Raw genomic sequence first — 15,584 nt, 5'->3', positions numbered from 1 at the left:
CAGCAGTCAGGCTACGTTCCCGTGACGACGTGCCTGTATGCCGCATACCTGTAGGGGAAGACGCATGTCCGTCCTTGGGCGTTACTGGAACAGCCGCTTCGCGACCTGGGGCCCTCGGCGTCCTCAGGAGGCCGGCTACTCCGTGCTGGTGCCGGTCCCCGGAGATCTGCCGGTCTTCCTCGAGCTGGCCTTGGCCGTCGTGGCCACCCAACGGGCGGAGGGCCGGGTCGAGACCTTGGTGCTGCCGGATGTGCTGACCCCTGAGGTGAAGCGGATCGTGGAGCGCAGCGCGACGTCCTGGGACGGTCCGTTGACGCTGGCGCCCCTTCCGTACCCGGAGCGCGTGGTGCTCCCACGCATGCGCAACCCCTCGCGCAACCACGGGGTCCAGCTCATCACCGGGGTGGCGTCGGCTCGCAGCGAGTTCGTGGTGCTGCACGATGCCGACCTCTTCCTGATGCATCCCTCGCTCCTGGATGACCGCGTGGTCATGGCTGGACGCGAGGACCTGGACGTGCTGGGGGTCGACCCGGTCTGGGACCAGTGGTTCGTCGAGCAGGGTGTCGCGCTGGCTGCCACCTGGGATGTCATCGCGAGGACGGACTGGGCCCGCAGTTTCCCACCGAGCATGCACATGGGGCACCGGGGCGAGCTCCTGGGCCAGCAGCACACCTTCGACACGACCTTGCATCCGCAAGCGGTCAGCGACCCTGCGCGTCGCCGGGTCCTTCCCAGCGATGACGTGGTGCATTTCAACTACGTGATCTCCACCTACCGCCACCTTCAACGGTCGGGCGACGGATTCGTCGACGACCGGTTCCGCATCCTGCTGATCAGGCTGTTCATCGACCTCTTCGCTCGCGAGCCCTTCACCTATCGGGTGCCGACCCTGGAGGTCCTGGCCAAAGGTATGCGCGGCGAGTGGTCACCGGTGCGCTACCCGCCCCCCGTAGCAGAGGTCTGTCAACTCTACGCCGACTTCCGACGCAAGGTGGACCGCATCCTGTCCGGTCCCTGGGCGCCCCCCGAGGCGACCCAGGACCTCGCGTCGCGCCTGATGCCGTTCGACGAGTACTACTCGTGAGCCCCACTCGGACGACGGTGGTCGGGGTAGTCCTGGCGGTACTGGTGGCGCCTGCGCTTGCCGGTGCCGGACTGGCCGAGGAGCCACAGCTGTCGACCACGGCCGAGGGGGTCTTCCATCCCGACTCCCCGTTCTACCGTCCGCTCCCGGAGGAGACCCCTGTGGCGGACAACTCGCAGGAGCTGGTCGCCAGCCTCTACCGGCAAGGTGAGGAGAACTTCGGGAGCCCGGGCAGTCCCAACATCACGATCAACACGGACAACTACACCGCGCCGCTGATCGTCGCGACCGCCTCGGACCCGGAGTACGACATCGGGCTGTGGAACTGCCAGGACAAGGACCCGGGGTGGGACGTGGAGCTGCGTGAGGCGCTACGCGGTACCCACCTGCCCGAGGATCTCGAGCCCGACGCCTCCAGTGACGGCAACGTCTCCATCTACAACCGCGACACCGGCAGGTTGGTGGAGCTGTGGCAGACCCGTCAAACCGTTGACGGCGGGTGGGAGGCGTGCTGGGGCGGCGTGATCGAGGATGCTTCCATGTCGGAGGGATCCTTCCCCGTCCCCTATGGCGCGGCCGCGGGCGGGCTGGCGATGTGGGGGTACACGATCCGGCAGCAGGAGCTGCTTGACGGTCGTATCGACCATGTCATCGGTGTCGGTATCCCCAGGGTCAAACAGGGGGTCATCTCTTGGCCTGCAGTGCGTTCGGACGGGCGCAACGAGGGCGACGAGCTGGCGATGGGCCAACGACTGAGACTGCCTGCGGACCTGGACCTCGATGAGTTCAACCTGTCCCCGACCGCCCGTACCGTGGCCCAGGCCGCACAGGAGTACGGGTTCATCGTCACCGACACGTCCGGTGCCATCGCGCTGGCGGGTGAGCACGTTCTCGGGCTCGAGGAGGACCGGTACGAGGAGATCTTCCGGGGTCGCTACAGCTCCCAGGAGATGGCCGGGGACCCCGCGCGCGGTGAGGACCCGTTCCCCCTTGAGCTGCTGGTGGCTCTCCCTGTCGACTACGGCCAGCACGCCGAGCCGTTGGCCCCGGAAGAGGCGGGGCCCGAGACCGCTACCGCCACCGAGGAACCGGAGACGGCAGAGGCCGACGAGGCCGTCCCCACGGAGGCTGCCGGCAGCGACGCACCCGTTCAGGCGAGCGAGTCAGAGGGCCCTGCTGTCGGAAGGGTCGTCGCGGCCGGGGCGGTCGCCGTCGCCACCGCTGCGCTGCTGACGATCGTCGTGCTGCGCCGCCGCACCTGACCGGCCAGAGCGGGTCGGCCGCTCACCCTCGGCGTGACAGAAGTGCCAGGGCTTTCGTCGGTGCCAGGGTGGCGGCCAGCAACTGTAGGCTCTCGCGCCCGGGCGCCAGACGCGCCGCGCGAAGGGCGAGCGACCTGGCGCCGGCTCGGTCGCCCTCATGCCGGGCGACGCGGCCCGCGACGAGGGAGGCTACGCCCAGGCGGCGACGGAGCGAGGCGGTGTCGGTGTGCCTCCCGCTCTCGAGGGCACGTTCCATCACCCGGCACGCGCCTAGTGCCTGCGGCCCCAGATGACGTGCGGTGTCGGCCTCGGGGTGCAGACGGTAGGCGATCACCGGAGCCGGCGTGAACCAGGCCGGCCGGCCGTCAGCGACAGCTGCCAGGGCCAGATACACGTCGTAGGCAGTCGCCACCTCATCGGGAACGGCGAGCCAGTCGACGACGTCGGCCTTCAGCACACCCCCGGCGAGCTGGACGGCACCCGAGGCGACCAGCCGCGTGCCGTCCGGGTGCAGGCCCTCGAGAAGCCGCGCGCGCCCGCTCGTCCGGTTCAGCTCGTCCGTCGCCTCGGGAAGGTCGTCGGTGTGTTCGTCGACCAGGTCGACACCGCCGAAACAGAGGTGCAGATCAGGGTGGTCGGCGAACGGGTGGACCAGCCGTGCCAGCGCGCCGGGTCGCAGGGTGTCGTCGTCGTCCAGCTTCATCACCAGGGGCGACGATGCGGCGGCGAAACCGAGCATGGCGTTCCGGAGCATGCCGAGGTTCTGCGGTCGCGGCACGTAGACGAACCGCGGGTCGTCGAGCTCTCGCACGACCTGCTCCGTGACGGCGTCGGCCGCGTTGTCGCAGACCAGCACCTCGAGGTCCGTGAACGTCTGAGCACGTACCGAGGCGAGTGCCTGCGCGAGGAAGTGCGGCCGTCGGAAGGTCGGGACGATGATCGAGATGGCGGGCATGGTGCAGTCTCAGTCCGGCCGGGATCCGTCGGCAAGGGTGAAGGGCGACGTCTGGTCGTCTCTGGACACCTCGGAAGCCATGGCCTTCAGCAGATGATCATGTCGGAGTGCGTCGGGGTCGACGATGACGGCGAGCCCACGGGACTGGAGCTCGTCAGCGATGAGCTGCTGGTGGTCGTCGATGTGCTCGCCGTGCTCCTGCGAACGGGGCAGCAGGACCGGGACGCGGCCGGCGTCGAGGATCTGCAGGGACGAGCCTGTGCCGGCATGGGCGATGACGAGGTCGGCCTGACGGATAGCCGCGCGCAGGTCGTCAGCGGGGACACTCGAATGAACATCCCCGGGAAGGGCATACCCGGTGACCTCCCCGACCTGCCACAGGAAGTGGGTGTCCGGCCCGGTGACCTCGGGCAGGACTCGCTCCAGTGCGGCCACTGCGCGGTCGAAGGGATACTGGCTCATCGTGCCCAGGGTGACCACGACGCGACCTGCATGAGTCTTCGGGTCCGTCGATGCCTGCACCGAGTAGCCGTCGAAGACCGACCCCTCGTACCGCCATTCGGCGTCGGCCCACCGGCGGTACTGTGCGTAGAGATGCACCCCCGGGACCCGCCGCAGGATCCGCCCGGTGACGCTCGGCCCCGAGGTGCGAGCGGCGCTCTCGATGTAGTGCGCCCGTCGGCCCAGCAGCCGGGCGGCCACGAGATAGGGAACGGCGATGGCAGATCCGGTCGAGATCACGTCGGTGGCCCGGGAACGGCGCAGCGTGCGGAGGGCCGGGACGAAGCCCCTCGCGGCGCCGACCAACCCTCGGGGCGGAACCCGACGCGCGTAGCGGACCCGGCGCCCGGCGAGAAGGGTCTTCGACTGGTCGGACTCGGACGTGACGTAGGTCGCCTCGTCGAACGCGGGGCGTAGTCGCCTCTCCAGGCGGGTCAGCTGTTCGAGATGCCCTCCGCTCTCGGCCACCAGCAGCGCTGCGCGACGACTCATGAGGCGTTCTCCTCGTTCAGGATCGATGGAAGGGCTAGGATGCACGAGGACCGGGCACCGGTCGAACTTCCTGGGCCGCGGCCCCACGGTCTCACGCCATCCATTGGGTGGCTAGCCTGACCGAAGGTGCGGGGGAAAGCAAAGATGCATACTTCTTTCCCGCTACAACGTCGCACGGGCTAGGATTCTGACGCCCGCCGAACCGTGAAGGCGGCACCGGACAAGAGGTCGTGAAATTGTGAAAGCAGTCATACTTGCGGGAGGACTGGGCACGCGTCTCAGCGAGGAGACCGCGCTGAGACCGAAGCCCATGGTGGAGATCGGGGGCCTGCCTGTTCTCTGGCACATCATGAAGACGTATGCCGCGCACGGGATCGACGACTTCGTCGTGTGCTGCGGCTACAAGGGGACCGTCATCAAGGACTGGTTCGTCAACTACCGCAGGCGGATGTCCGACCTCACGGTGGACCTGGGGCGCGACGAGGTGACCGTGCACACGCCCCACGACGAACCCTGGCGGGTGACCCTGGTGGACACGGGCGCCGAGACCATGACCGGTGGACGCCTGGCGCGGGTACGCGAGCACATCGGCGACGAGACCTTCTGCCTCACCTACGGCGACGGGGTGGCCGACGTCGACCTGACCGCCGAGATCGACTTCCATCGCCAGCAGGGAGGACTGGCCACGATGCTGGCCGTCCAGCCCCCCGGTCGGTTCGGCGCCCTCGTGCTGGGTCCCGACGAGACGCGGGTGGACCAGTTCCAGGAGAAGCCGGACGGGGACGGCGCCTGGATCAACGGTGGGTACTTCGTGCTCGAACCCGCTGCCATCGACACCATCACGGGCGACGACACGGTGTGGGAGCAGGGCCCGCTCCGGGACCTGGCCCACCGCGGTGAGCTCAGCGCCTTCCGCCACACCGGCTTCTGGCAGCCGATGGACACGTTGCGGGACAAGAACCTGTTGGAGAACTTGTGGGCTGCCGGCGAGGCGCCCTGGAAGGTGTGGTGAGCGGCATGCGCATCCTGGTGACCGGCACCGAGGGGTACCTCGGCTGCCTGCTGGCCCCGACCCTCGTCGAGCAGGGGCACGAGGTGATCGGCCTGGACACCGGCTTCTACAAGAACGGATGGCTGTACCACGGGCAGTCGACCGCTCCCTACACCTTGGCCAAGGACATGCGGGACCTGAGCGTGGACGACCTCGACGGGGTCGACGCGGTCGTGGCCATGGCCGAGCTGTCCAACGACCCGACCGGCGACCTGGTGGGCCCGATCACCTACGACATCAACCACCGGGGTTCCGCCCACGTGGCCAGGGTGGCGAAGGAGGCGGGTGTCTCCCGCTTCGTCTACATGAGCAGCTGCTCGGTCTACGGGGTCGCCGACGGGTGGGTCGACGAGACCTCGCCGGTGGACCCGCAGACCGCCTATGCCGAGTGCAAGGCGCTGACCGAGGACGACCTGCACGAGCTGGCGGACGACTCGTTCCACCCGACCATGCTGCGGAACGCCACCGCCTTCGGCGCCAGCCCCCGGCAGCGGTTCGACATCGTGCTGAACAACTTGTCCGGTCTCGCGTGGGTGGAGCGCACCATCGCGATGACCTCGGACGGGACCCCGTGGCGGCCGATGGTGCACGGGCTGGACATCGCCAAGGCCATCCGGATGGTGCTCGACGCACCCGTCGAGACGGTGCACGACCAGGTGCTCAACGTCGGCAGCAACGACCAGAACTACACCGTCCGGGAGATCGCGGAGACGGTGGCGCGCGAGTTCGACGGCTGCGAGCTCAGCTTCGGTCCCCCCAGTGCGGACAACCGCTCCTACCGGGTCAACTTCGACCGCATCCACGACACGCTGGGGTTCTCGTGCGACTGGGACCTGGCGCGCGGGGCGCGGCAGCTGCACGAGCTCTTCCGCGGCATCGGCCTGGACGCGGACACCTTCTACGGTCGGGGGCATACCCGGCTCAAGCAGATCGAGCACCTGCTCGGCACCGGGCAGGTCGACCGGGAGCTGTTCTGGAAGGAGCTGGCGGTATGAGGTTCACGCCCACCGAGGTGCAGGGATGCGTCGTCGTCGACCTGCAGGAGCACAGTGACGACCGGGGCTTCTTCGCCCGTGCCTTCTGCACGACCGAGTTCGCCGAGCAGGGTCTGGACACCATGGTGGTGCAGGCCAACCTCTCCTTCAACCACCGCGCCGGGACGCTGCGCGGTATGCACCGACAGATCCCTCCGCACGCCGAGGGCAAGCTCGTGCGGTGCATCCGGGGCGCCATCGTGGACGTGGCCCTGGATCTCCGCGAGGACAGTCCCACCTTCGGCGCGCACACGATGGTGGAGCTCACCGCAGACAACCGCCGAGCGCTGTGGGTCCCGCCCTACGTGGCGCACGGTTACCAGACGCTGGCCGACAGCACCGAGGTGCTCTACCAGGTCTCCGGTCCCTATGCCCCCGAGGGGGAGCGGGGACAGCGCTACGACGACCCGGCCTTCGGGATCACCTGGCCGCACGAGGTGACGGTGGTGTCGGACAAGGACGCCGGCTGGCCCGACTGGGACGGGCGGCCGCTGCCGTGATCCTGACGGACACCCTCCTGGCCGCCCGGGCGGCGGAAGGGAACCCGCTGCGGGTGGGCGTGGCCGGGGCAGGCTTCATGGCTGCCGGGCTGGTCAACCACATCGTCAACACGGTGCCCGGCATGGAGGTCGCGGCGATCTACGCGCGTCGACCCGAGCAGGCGCGAGAGGTCCTCGCCGGAGCGGGGCTCACCGAGGACCAGGTCAAGGAGGCCGGCTCGGCGGCGGCCGTGGACCGGGTGGTGACCGCAGGCGGCACCGCCGTCACCGACGACCTGCACGCGCTCACCGCGGCCGATGGTGTCGACGTCGTCGTGGACTGCACCGGTGCCGTCGAGTTCGGCGCTCACCTGGCCCTCTCCGCGGTGGACGACGGCAAGCACCTGGTGCTGATGAACGCCGAGGTGGACGCCACCATCGGTCCCGTTCTCAGCGCGCGGTTCGAGCGGGCCGGCCTGGTCTACACCGGCTGCGACGGGGACCAGCCCGGCGTGCAGATGAACCTGGTGCGTTTCGTCCGAGGGCTGGGGCTACGACCCCTGGTCGCCGGGAACGTCAAGGGCCTGCAGGACCCGTACCGGACGCCCACCACGCAGGAGGGTTTCGCCCGCAAGTGGGGTCAGGACCCGCACATGGTGACCAGCTTCGCGGACGGCACCAAGGTCTCCGTCGAGCAGGCGCTGGTCGCGAACGCTGCCGGCTTCTCGGTGCACCGCCGCGGCATGCTGCAACGAGAACACCGTGGACACGTGGACGAGCTGACGACCATGTACGACGTGGAGGAGCTGCGCAGCCTGGGCGGCGCGGTCGACTACGTCGTCGGCTCCCAGCCCGGTCCGGGTGTGTACGTGCTCGCGGAGCACGACGACCCGCGTCAGCGGCACTATCTCAACCTGTACAAGCTGGGTGAGGGGCCGTTGTACAGCTTCTACACCCCCTACCACCTGTGCCACTTCGAGGTGCCCACCACCGTGGCGCGCGCAGCCCTGCTGGGCGACGCGACGATCAGGCCCCTGCCCGGAGCGCCGCGTGTCGACGTGGTCACCGTCGCGAAGCGCGACCTGAAGGCGGGCGAGACGCTGGACGCCCTGGGTGGCTACACCTACTACGGCGAGTGCGAGAGGGCCGAGGTCGGTGCTCGCGACCGGCTGCTGCCCGTCGGGCTCGCGCAGGACTGCGTGCTCACCCGTGACGTGCCCCAGGACGCGGTCATCACCTATGCCGACGTCACCGTCCCTACCGGGCGGTTGAGCGATGAGCTCCGGGCCGAGCAGGACGCCCTGCACGGCGTGTCGCCATGACGCGGCACGACCTCGTCGTGGTGGGCGGTGGGATCGTGGGGTTGGCCACCGCGTTGACCCTGCTGCAGCGGCGACCGGGAGCGGACCTGCTGGTGCTCGAGAAGGAGCAGGTGCTGGCCCGCCATCAGACCGGTCACAACAGCGGTGTCATCCACGCCGGGGTGTACTACGCACCAGGGTCCCTCAAGGCACGGTTGTGCATCGAGGGGGCGCGTCGTACGCGGGAGTTCTGCGACGAGCACGGCGTGCCCTACCGGGACACCGGGAAGCTCATCGTCGCCACGGACGCGGCCGAGCTCGTGCGGATGGAGGCGCTGCGGCAGCGGGCGTCCAGCAACGGTCTGACCCTGGAACGTCTGGACGGAGCCGAGCTGGGAGCCCGGGAGCCGAGGGTGGCAGGTGTGGGTGCCCTGTACTCCCCTGGGACGGGCATCGTCGACTACGGGGCGGTGTGCCGGGCGATGGCCGACCGGATCACCGAGCTGGGGGGGCGCATCGAGCTGGGGGTGCAGGTCACGGGCATCTCCGAGAACAGCGACGAGGTGACGTTGTCGACCCGCCGGGCCGGCCAGCCTGGTGACGAGGTCCGGACCAGCAGGCTGGTGGCCTGTGGCGGGATCCAGGCCGACCGGCTGGCCCGCGCCGCCGGGGTGCGCACCGACGTCCGCATGGTCCCGTTCCGGGGCGAGTACTACCGGTTGCCTGCGTCGCGCAACGACATCGTCAGCACCCTGATCTACCCGGTGCCGGACCCGGCTCTGCCCTTCCTCGGGGTGCACCTGACCTTGATGATGGACGGTGGGGTGACCGTGGGTCCCAACGCCGTCCTGGGTCTCGCGCGCGAGAAGTACCCCAAGCTGTCCGTCGACCCGGCTGACGCGGCGGACGTGCTCCGGTTCCCAGGTTTCTGGCGGCTCGCCCGACGGCAGCTGCGGACGGGCGCGGTCGAGCAGTGGAACTCCCTCTACCGTCCGGGCTACCTCGCGCTGGTGCGGAAGTACTGCCCCGAGCTGACGGTGGCCGACCTCGGCCCCCAGGAGGCCGGGATCAGGGCGCAGGCTCTTCGCCCGGACGGTTCCATGGTCGAGGACTTCCTGGTGCTCGGCACCGACCGGACCGTGCACGTCCTGAACGCACCGTCGCCGGCCGCCACCTCGGCGCTGCCGATCGCGGACCTGATCACCGACCAGGTGCTGGAGGCTGCAGCATGAGCCGACGGTCTCAGACGTCCAGCAACTCCAGGAGGTAGGCGCCGTAGCCGGACTTCCGTAGCCGCTCGGCGCGGGACCGGAGACCGTCGTCGTCGATGTACCCCATCCGCCAGGCGACCTCCTCCGGTGCACCGATCTTGTAGCCCTGCCGGGCCTCCAGGGTGCGGACGAAGTTCGAGGCGTCGTTGAGCGAGTCGAACGTGCCCGTGTCCAGCCACGCCGTCCCGCGGGGGAGCACCTCGACCTGCAGCTCCCCGTCGTCGAGGTAGCGACGGTTGAGGTCGGTGATCTCGAGCTCCCCGCGGTCCGAGGGCCGCAGGTCCCGGGCGTAGTCGACGACCCGGTTGTCGTAGAAGTAGAGGCCGGGCACCGCGTACGAGCTGCGTGGTGCTGCAGGCTTCTCCTCCAGCGAGATGGCCTGGCCGTGGGCGTCGAACTCGACCACCCCGTATGCCGTGGGGTCGCTCACCCGGTAGCCGAAGACGGCGGCGCCCGTCAGTCCCTGGAACCGGCGGAGCTGGTCCCCCAGTCCCTGTCCGTAGAAGATGTTGTCCCCGAGCACGAGGGCGACGTCGCTCGTCCCGATGTGGTCGGCCCCGATGAGGAAGGCCTGGGCGAGGCCGTCGGGGGACGGCTGCGTGGCATACGTGATGGAGATCCCGAACTGCTCGCCGTCGCCGAGCAGCCGCCGGAACTGGCCGGCCTCGTGCTCGGTGGTGATCACCAGCACGTCCTGGACGCCGGCCAGCATCAGCGTCGTCAGCGGGTAGTAGATCATCGGCTTGTCGTAGACCGGCACCAGCTGCTTGCTGATGCCCAAGGTGATCGGGTGCAGGCGCGATCCGGTGCCGCCTGCCAGGATGATGCCGCGCATGGGAAGCCTCAGTTCGTCGGGTGGAGGTAGCGAGCGAGCCCGTCGAGTTGTGGCTCGGGGGTGAACCCGCTGGCGGTGACCTTGTCGAGCCGCAGGACCGAGGATGCCGGCCGGGGGGAGACCGCCCGGTCTGCGCCCGCTGTGTAGTCGACCGTGGAGGTCGGCGTCACCTGCTCGGGGGAGGCCCCCTCGGCGAGGAAGACCTCGCGAGCCAGGTCGGCCCAGCTCAGGGGGTCGCCGGAGCCGGTGACGTTGTACGTGCCGAACGCGGCCTGCGTGGTCAGGAGATGAGCCGTGGCCGCGGCCAGTTCGGTGGTGAAGGTGAGCCTGCCGACCTGGTCGTCCACCACCCGGGGACTGCTGCCCTGCTGCGCGAGCTGCTGCATGACCCGCACGAAGTTCCGGCCCTCGCCGATGACCCAGGACGTGCGGAGCAGGTAGTGCCGCGGGGTGACCGAGACCGTGAGGTCACCGGCCGCCTTGGACTGGCCGTAGACACCCAGGGGCGAGAGCGGGTCGTCTTCCCCGTAGGAGGCCCGGGTGCCGTCGAAGACGTAGTCGCTCGAGTAGTGCACCAGGATGAATCGATGGCGCACGGAGGCCCGTGCCAGAGCGGCCACGGCGGCAGCGTTGATCGCCCACGCCTTGCGGCGTCCCTCAGGGCTCTCGGCCTCGTCGACCGAGGTGAAGGCGGCTGCGTTGATGACGGTGCCCACGCCGGAGAAGTCGAACATGTCCACAGCACCGGGGTCCTCGAGGTCCAGCGCTTCGCGGGTGACCGGCTCGGCGCCGGGTACGACGCCCAGCAGCGCCCGACCGAGCTGTCCGCCGGCCCCCAGGACGAGGGTGCGCCGTGGGCGCACCGGGGAGACCTGCCCCAGGGGTGGGTGGTGGAGGTCCTTGTCCGAGATGGTGGCGTCGTCCAAGGGGATGGGCCAGGAGATGGCGACCGTCGGGTCGGCGAGGTCAAGCATGGTGTATGCCGCCGTAGGGCTCCAGTGCTCGTTCACCAGGTAGGAGTAGACCGTGTCCTCGACGAGCGTCTGGTAGGAGTTGCCGACACCTCGAGGCACGAAGACCGCGGTGTGCTCGTCCAGCATCTCCGTGTGCACCGTCCCGAAGGTCGGGCCCTCACGCAGGTCGACCCAGGCGCCGAAGGCACGTCCGTGCACGATCGACACCATTTTGTCCCAGGGCTCGGCATGGACCCCACGGGTGACCCCCGCCGGTCCGTTGTGGGCCACGGAGTGCTGCACCGGACCGAAGTCGGGTAACCCCAGCTCGAGCATCTTGGCGCGTTGCCAGTTCTCCTTGAACCATCCGCGCGGGTCCCCGTGGACCTGGAGGTCGACGACGAGCAGGCCGGGGACGGCCGTCGTCCGGACGCCTGGTGCCACTTCTACTGCCCCTTCGCGGCGTAGGCGGTCTCGACGGTCGCCTTCTTCGGCTCCCACCACAGCCGGTGCTCGCGGTACCAGTCGATGGTCGCGGCCAGGCCTTCGTGCAGGTCACGGTGAGCGGGCCGCCAGCCCAGCTCGTCGCGCAGCTTGCCCGAGTCGATGGCGTACCGCAGGTCGTGACCGGGCCGGTCGGTCACGTGGTCGAAGTCGTCGGCCTGATGGCCCAGGAGGGTGAGCAGCGTCCGCACCACATCCAGGTTGGACCTCTCCCCGTCAGCACCGATCAGGTACGTCTCGCCGATCCGGCCCCGGTCGAGGATCGCGAGGACCGCACTCGAGTGGTCCTCGGCGTGGATCCAGTCGCGCACGTTCTCACCGGAGCCGTACAGCTTGACCCGCCCGCCGGCGAGGAGGTTGGTGATCTGCCGGGGGATGAACTTCTCCACGTGCTGCCACGGGCCGTAGTTGTTCGAGCAGTTGGAGATCGTGGCGCGCACGCCGAACGAGCGCACCCAGGCGCGGACCAAGTGGTCGGCGGAGGCTTTCGATGACGAGTACGGGCTGGAGGGGCGGTAGGGGGTCGCCTCGGTGAACCTCTCCGGGGCATCGAGCTCCAGGTCTCCGTACACCTCGTCGGTCGAGATGTGGTGGAGACGTACCTCGTGACGGCGCACGGCCTCGAGCAAGACGAAGGTCCCGACGATGTTCGTCTGGATGAACGGGCTGGGATCGTGCAACGAGTTGTCGTTGTGCGACTCCGCTGCGAAGTGGACGACCGCGTCCTCGGGGCCGGTCAGGCGGCTCACCAGGGTGTCCACGAGGCTCTCGTCCGTGACGTCGCCGGTCACCAGTTCGACACGTCCGGGGGGCAGCCCCTCCAGGGCCTCGGGGGAGGACGCGTAGGTGAGCTTGTCGAGAACGACGACAGCGGCCTCGGTCTGTTCGACGACATGTCGCACGAAGTTCGCCCCGATGAAGCCGGCACCGCCGGTGACAAGTAGCCTTTGCACGTCTCGCAGGCTACCAAGGCGTGGCTCAGCCCCCGATCTTCAGTGCGGCCAGTCCGTTCAGCAGCTCATCCGCCACCTCGGGGCTGCAGACGACCAGGTCAGGCATCCACGGACTCTCGCTGTTGTACACCAACGGGCTGCCGTCGACCCGGCTGCAGTGCAGCCCGTAGGCCTGGGCGACCGCGACCGGTGCCGCGGAGTCCCACTCGTACTGTCCGCCGGCGTGCACGTAGGCGTCCGCCGTGCCCTCCACCACCGCCATCGCCTTCACCCCGGCCGAGCCCATCGGCACCAGGGCGGCGCCGAGCCGTTCCGCGAGGGCGGTGACCAGCGCCGGGGGGCGTGACCGGCTGACCGCCAGACGCAGCGGCCCGGACCTCGGCCGGCCCGGGAGCGCGCCGACCTCGCCAGTGCTGAAGACCTGCCCCCGGGCCGGTAGCGCGACCGCTCCGGCCACGAGGTGCCCACGCTCCCACAGGGCGACGTGCACGGCCCAGTCGTCGCGAGGACGCTCGCTGAACTCCCGGGTGCCGTCCAACGGGTCGATGATCCACACCCGATCGGATCTCAGTCGTGCGTGGTCGTCCGGGGCTTCCTCGCTCAGGACGGCGTCGTCGGGGGCCAACGCCCTCAGAGCGATGGAGAGCACCTCCTGGGCCGCCGCATCCCCGATCGACTTGAGCCGGTCACCGGGCATGGACGGAGGCGATGCCGCCCTGACCTCGAGCAGTCGTTCCCCGGCGCGCACGGCCAGGGTCCGGGCGAGCCCGTGGTCGTCGGGGGGGCCGGAGGTCACCGGTTCGTCTCCGCCGTCGCGGTCAGGGACGGTGCGGCGGACAGGATCTCGTCCACGAGTGTCGGGACGGGGCGTCCGGTGGTGTCCAGCCGCAGCGTGGGTGATGTCGGCTCCTCGTAGGGCGACGAGATGCCGGTGAAGTCGGCGATCTCACCGGCCCGGGCGCGGGCATACAGACCCTTGCGGTCGCGTCGTTCGCACTCCTCCAGCGGGGTGGCCACGTGCACGAGCACGAACTGTCCACCCTGCGCCTCGACCATCCGTCGCATCTCGTCCCGGCTGGCTGCGAACGGCGCGATCGGGCTGGCGATGGCCGTTCCACCGTGCCGCGCGACCTCGGCAGCGACCCAGCCGATACGGCGCACGTTCGTCTCCCGGTCCGCCCTGCCGAAGCCCAGCCCGGCGGACAGGTGGCGTCGCACGACGTCACCGTCGAGCAGGGTGACCGGTCGTGGCGAGCTCTCCACGAGGCGGTTGCGCAGTGCCCGGGCGAGCGTCGACTTCCCCGACCCGGACAGTCCGGTCAGCAGCACCACGACCCCCTGTGTCGTCGGCCCCGGGTATGCCGGGGGCAGGGTCGTCAGGTCGTGCACGAGGTCTGCCGCGCCGACCCGTCTCCCGATCTCCTCGACCTTGGACCGCCACCCCGGTGAGTCGGCCCGCAACGGCACGATCCGCAGCTCGGCCCCGGCCGCAACAGCGGCGTCGACGGCCTGCCGGGCGAGCGCGATGGCGTGGTCGCTGTCCTCACCGTCGGTCGAGGCGAGCAGCAGCACCGTTCGCGTCCCTGCCGGTATCGCGCCCAGCCCTTCCGCGTCGGCCACCAGGACGGTCGGCGGCTCGATGCTCGGATCGCCCTCGTGCACGTGCCACGCCTCGAAGGGGCGAGCGGACCGTTCCGCGCGCCACGCCACCTCTCCACCTTGACCCGTCACCGCCACCGTGACCCCCTCGGCGTCCACGACCGTGGCGGGAGTGGTCACGGTGAGCGCGGTGCGGGGCAGCAGCCCCAGCCGCACCAGCTCCAGGTCGTCGAGCGTCGCGGTGCCGGGGAAGACCTCAGGATGAGCCGCCGATGTGTTGTCCACGCGGGGCAGTCTGCCAGGCACTGCAACACACTGAATGATGGGATCCAGTAGAGATGCTTATAGTCTGCTGCCTGCCCCCGTCCCAGCAGGAAGGCATCGCGTTGCCCGTCATCCCCAGCTACCACCTCACCCAGCTCGACGAGCTGGAGGCGGAGTCGATCCACATCTTCCGCGAGGTCGTCTCCGAGTTCGAGAAGCCGGTCCTGATGTTCTCCGGCGGCAAGGACTCCATCGTGATGCTCCGCCTGGCGGAGAAGGCGTTCTACCCGGCGAGGGTGCCGTTCCCGATGTTGCAGGTCGACACCGGCTACGACTTCCCCGAGGTGCTCGCCACCCGCGACCGCTGGGTCGACCGGTTGGGGGTGCGGATGCACGTGGCTTCGGTCGAGGACGCCATCAAAGACGGCATCGTCGTCGACGACGGCAAGACCTCCCGCAACCGGCTGCAGATCGGGACGCTGCTCAACGCCATCGAGGAGGAGGGCTACACCGCCGCCTTCGGTGGCGGCCGGCGCGACGAGGAGAAGGCCCGCGCCAAGGAGCGCGTCTACTCGCACCGGGACGAGTTCGGGCAGTGGGACCCCAAGAACCAGCGCCCCGAGGTGTGGTCGCTCTACAACGGCCGCCTGCACGAGGGCGAGCACATGCGGATCTTCCCGCTCAGCAACTGGACCGAGCTGGACATCTGGGACTACATCCGGCGCGAGGAGATCGACATCCCCTCGATCTACTTCTCGCACCGACGCCGGGTGTTCGAGCGGGGCGGGATGCTCTTCAGCGAGACCGACTTCAACCCGTGCCGGCCCGGCGAGGAGGTCACCGAGCGCACCGTGCGGTTCCGCACCGTCGGCGACCTGACCCTCACCGGGTGCCTGGAGTCCGAGGCCGACACCCTGGACAAGATCATCGAGGAGGTCGCCGCGTCCCGGATCACCGAGCGTGGGGCCACCCGCGGCGACGACAAGTTCTCCGAGGCCGCCATGGAGGACCGCAAGAAGGAAGGCTACTTCTGATGAGCGATGCCC

15 protein-coding genes are annotated in these 15,584 nt (G+C 69.5%); 8 read left to right on the top strand and 7 right to left on the bottom strand.

The window, feature by feature from the left end:
• Positions 1-64 precede the first annotated feature (64 nt).
• Together ACI3EY_RS13090 and ACI3EY_RS13085 are read left to right on the top strand one after the other, a co-directional pair.
• Positions 65-1,084: a hypothetical protein gene (locus tag ACI3EY_RS13090; protein ID WP_405040666.1), complete on the top strand. Its 1,020-nt coding sequence runs from the start codon at positions 65-67 to the stop codon at positions 1,082-1,084.
• Entirely contained in the window at positions 1,081-2,346 is a 1,266-nt protein-coding gene (locus ACI3EY_RS13085) for a hypothetical protein (protein ID WP_405040665.1), read from the top strand. The genes ACI3EY_RS13090 and ACI3EY_RS13085 overlap by 4 nt, the downstream gene beginning before the upstream one ends.
• A gap of 22 nt (positions 2,347-2,368) precedes the next feature.
• On the opposite strand, the gene ACI3EY_RS13080 is transcribed toward ACI3EY_RS13085, so the two are convergent.
• Entirely contained in the window at positions 2,369-3,301 is a 933-nt protein-coding gene (locus tag ACI3EY_RS13080) for a glycosyltransferase family 2 protein (RefSeq protein ID WP_405040664.1), read from the bottom strand.
• Between the two features lie 9 nt (positions 3,302-3,310).
• Positions 3,311-4,294: a glycosyltransferase gene (locus tag ACI3EY_RS13075; protein ID WP_405040663.1), complete on the bottom strand. Its 984-nt coding sequence runs from the start codon at positions 4,292-4,294 to the stop codon at positions 3,311-3,313.
• 238 nt (positions 4,295-4,532) lie between these two features.
• Here ACI3EY_RS13075 and rfbF point away from each other — a divergent pair, with 238 nt between their 5' ends.
• The 5 genes from rfbF to lhgO are packed head-to-tail and all read left to right on the top strand — an operon-like array spanning position 4,533 to position 9,391.
• Positions 4,533-5,306 carry a glucose-1-phosphate cytidylyltransferase gene (rfbF, locus tag ACI3EY_RS13070; RefSeq protein ID WP_405040662.1) on the top strand — a complete coding sequence of 258 codons (774 nt, stop codon included), beginning with the start codon at positions 4,533-4,535 and terminating at the stop codon, positions 5,304-5,306.
• A gap of 5 nt (positions 5,307-5,311) precedes the next feature.
• Positions 5,312-6,340, top strand: coding sequence for an NAD-dependent epimerase/dehydratase family protein (locus ACI3EY_RS13065; RefSeq protein ID WP_405040793.1), 1,029 nt, complete (start codon positions 5,312-5,314; stop codon positions 6,338-6,340).
• Complete coding sequence (rfbC, locus tag ACI3EY_RS13060; RefSeq protein ID WP_405040661.1) at positions 6,337-6,879, top strand: dTDP-4-dehydrorhamnose 3,5-epimerase; 543 nt, start codon at positions 6,337-6,339, stop codon at positions 6,877-6,879. The genes ACI3EY_RS13065 and rfbC overlap by 4 nt, the downstream gene beginning before the upstream one ends.
• Positions 6,876-8,180, top strand: a complete 1,305-nt coding sequence (locus tag ACI3EY_RS13055) for an NAD(P)H-dependent oxidoreductase (RefSeq protein ID WP_405040660.1) — start codon at positions 6,876-6,878, stop codon at positions 8,178-8,180. The genes rfbC and ACI3EY_RS13055 overlap by 4 nt, the downstream gene beginning before the upstream one ends.
• Entirely contained in the window at positions 8,177-9,391 is a 1,215-nt protein-coding gene (gene lhgO, locus ACI3EY_RS13050; protein WP_405040659.1) for an L-2-hydroxyglutarate oxidase, read from the top strand. The genes ACI3EY_RS13055 and lhgO overlap by 4 nt, the downstream gene beginning before the upstream one ends.
• Positions 9,392-9,401: 10 nt before the next feature.
• Here lhgO and rfbA read toward each other — a convergent pair whose 3' ends face one another.
• The 5 genes from rfbA to cysC are packed head-to-tail and all read right to left on the bottom strand — an operon-like array spanning position 9,402 to position 14,559.
• The gene (gene rfbA, locus ACI3EY_RS13045) at positions 9,402-10,265 is read right to left on the bottom strand and encodes a glucose-1-phosphate thymidylyltransferase RfbA (protein ID WP_405040658.1); all 864 of its coding nucleotides are present in this window, start codon (positions 10,263-10,265) and stop codon (positions 9,402-9,404) included.
• A gap of 8 nt (positions 10,266-10,273) precedes the next feature.
• On the bottom strand, positions 10,274-11,662 hold the full coding sequence (locus tag ACI3EY_RS13040) for a sugar nucleotide-binding protein (RefSeq protein WP_405040657.1): 1,389 nt from the start codon (positions 11,660-11,662) through the stop codon (positions 10,274-10,276).
• A gap of 2 nt (positions 11,663-11,664) precedes the next feature.
• Positions 11,665-12,675: a dTDP-glucose 4,6-dehydratase gene (gene rfbB / locus ACI3EY_RS13035; protein ID WP_405040656.1), complete on the bottom strand. Its 1,011-nt coding sequence runs from the start codon at positions 12,673-12,675 to the stop codon at positions 11,665-11,667.
• Between the two features lie 25 nt (positions 12,676-12,700).
• Positions 12,701-13,471, bottom strand: coding sequence for a 3'(2'),5'-bisphosphate nucleotidase CysQ (locus tag ACI3EY_RS13030; protein ID WP_405040655.1), 771 nt, complete (start codon positions 13,469-13,471; stop codon positions 12,701-12,703).
• Positions 13,468-14,559 (bottom strand): adenylyl-sulfate kinase, encoded by a 1,092-nt coding sequence (cysC, locus tag ACI3EY_RS13025; RefSeq protein ID WP_405040654.1) that lies wholly within the window; start codon positions 14,557-14,559, stop codon positions 13,468-13,470. The genes ACI3EY_RS13030 and cysC overlap by 4 nt, the downstream gene beginning before the upstream one ends.
• A gap of 110 nt (positions 14,560-14,669) precedes the next feature.
• Between cysC and cysD the strand changes: the two genes are divergently transcribed.
• On the top strand, positions 14,670-15,572 hold the full coding sequence (gene cysD, locus ACI3EY_RS13020; RefSeq protein WP_405040792.1) for a sulfate adenylyltransferase subunit CysD: 903 nt from the start codon (positions 14,670-14,672) through the stop codon (positions 15,570-15,572).
• Positions 15,573-15,584: the final 12 nt, after the last annotated feature.

Source organism: Serinicoccus shuyuelongi, assembly GCF_045032955.1.
GTDB lineage: Bacteria > Actinomycetota > Actinomycetes > Actinomycetales > Dermatophilaceae > Ornithinicoccus.
This window is presented reverse-complemented; position numbering and strand designations above follow the sequence as displayed.

What these genes read in the sequence shown, in the direction of transcription:
- ACI3EY_RS13075 (WP_405040663.1), bottom strand. Translation starts at nt 4,294, where the DNA reads ATGAGTCGTCGCGCAGCGCTGCTGGTGGCCGAGAGCGGAGGGCATCTC.
- rfbA (WP_405040658.1), bottom strand. Translation starts at nt 10,265, where the DNA reads ATGCGCGGCATCATCCTGGCAGGCGGCACCGGATCGCGCCTGCACCCG.
- lhgO (WP_405040659.1), top strand. Translation starts at nt 8,177, where the DNA reads ATGACGCGGCACGACCTCGTCGTGGTGGGCGGTGGGATCGTGGGGTTG.
- ACI3EY_RS13065 (WP_405040793.1), top strand. Translation starts at nt 5,312, where the DNA reads ATGCGCATCCTGGTGACCGGCACCGAGGGGTACCTCGGCTGCCTGCTG.
- ACI3EY_RS13090 (WP_405040666.1), top strand. Translation starts at nt 65, where the DNA reads ATGTCCGTCCTTGGGCGTTACTGGAACAGCCGCTTCGCGACCTGGGGC.
- rfbC (WP_405040661.1), top strand. Translation starts at nt 6,337, where the DNA reads ATGAGGTTCACGCCCACCGAGGTGCAGGGATGCGTCGTCGTCGACCTG.
- ACI3EY_RS13080 (WP_405040664.1), bottom strand. Translation starts at nt 3,301, where the DNA reads ATGCCCGCCATCTCGATCATCGTCCCGACCTTCCGACGGCCGCACTTC.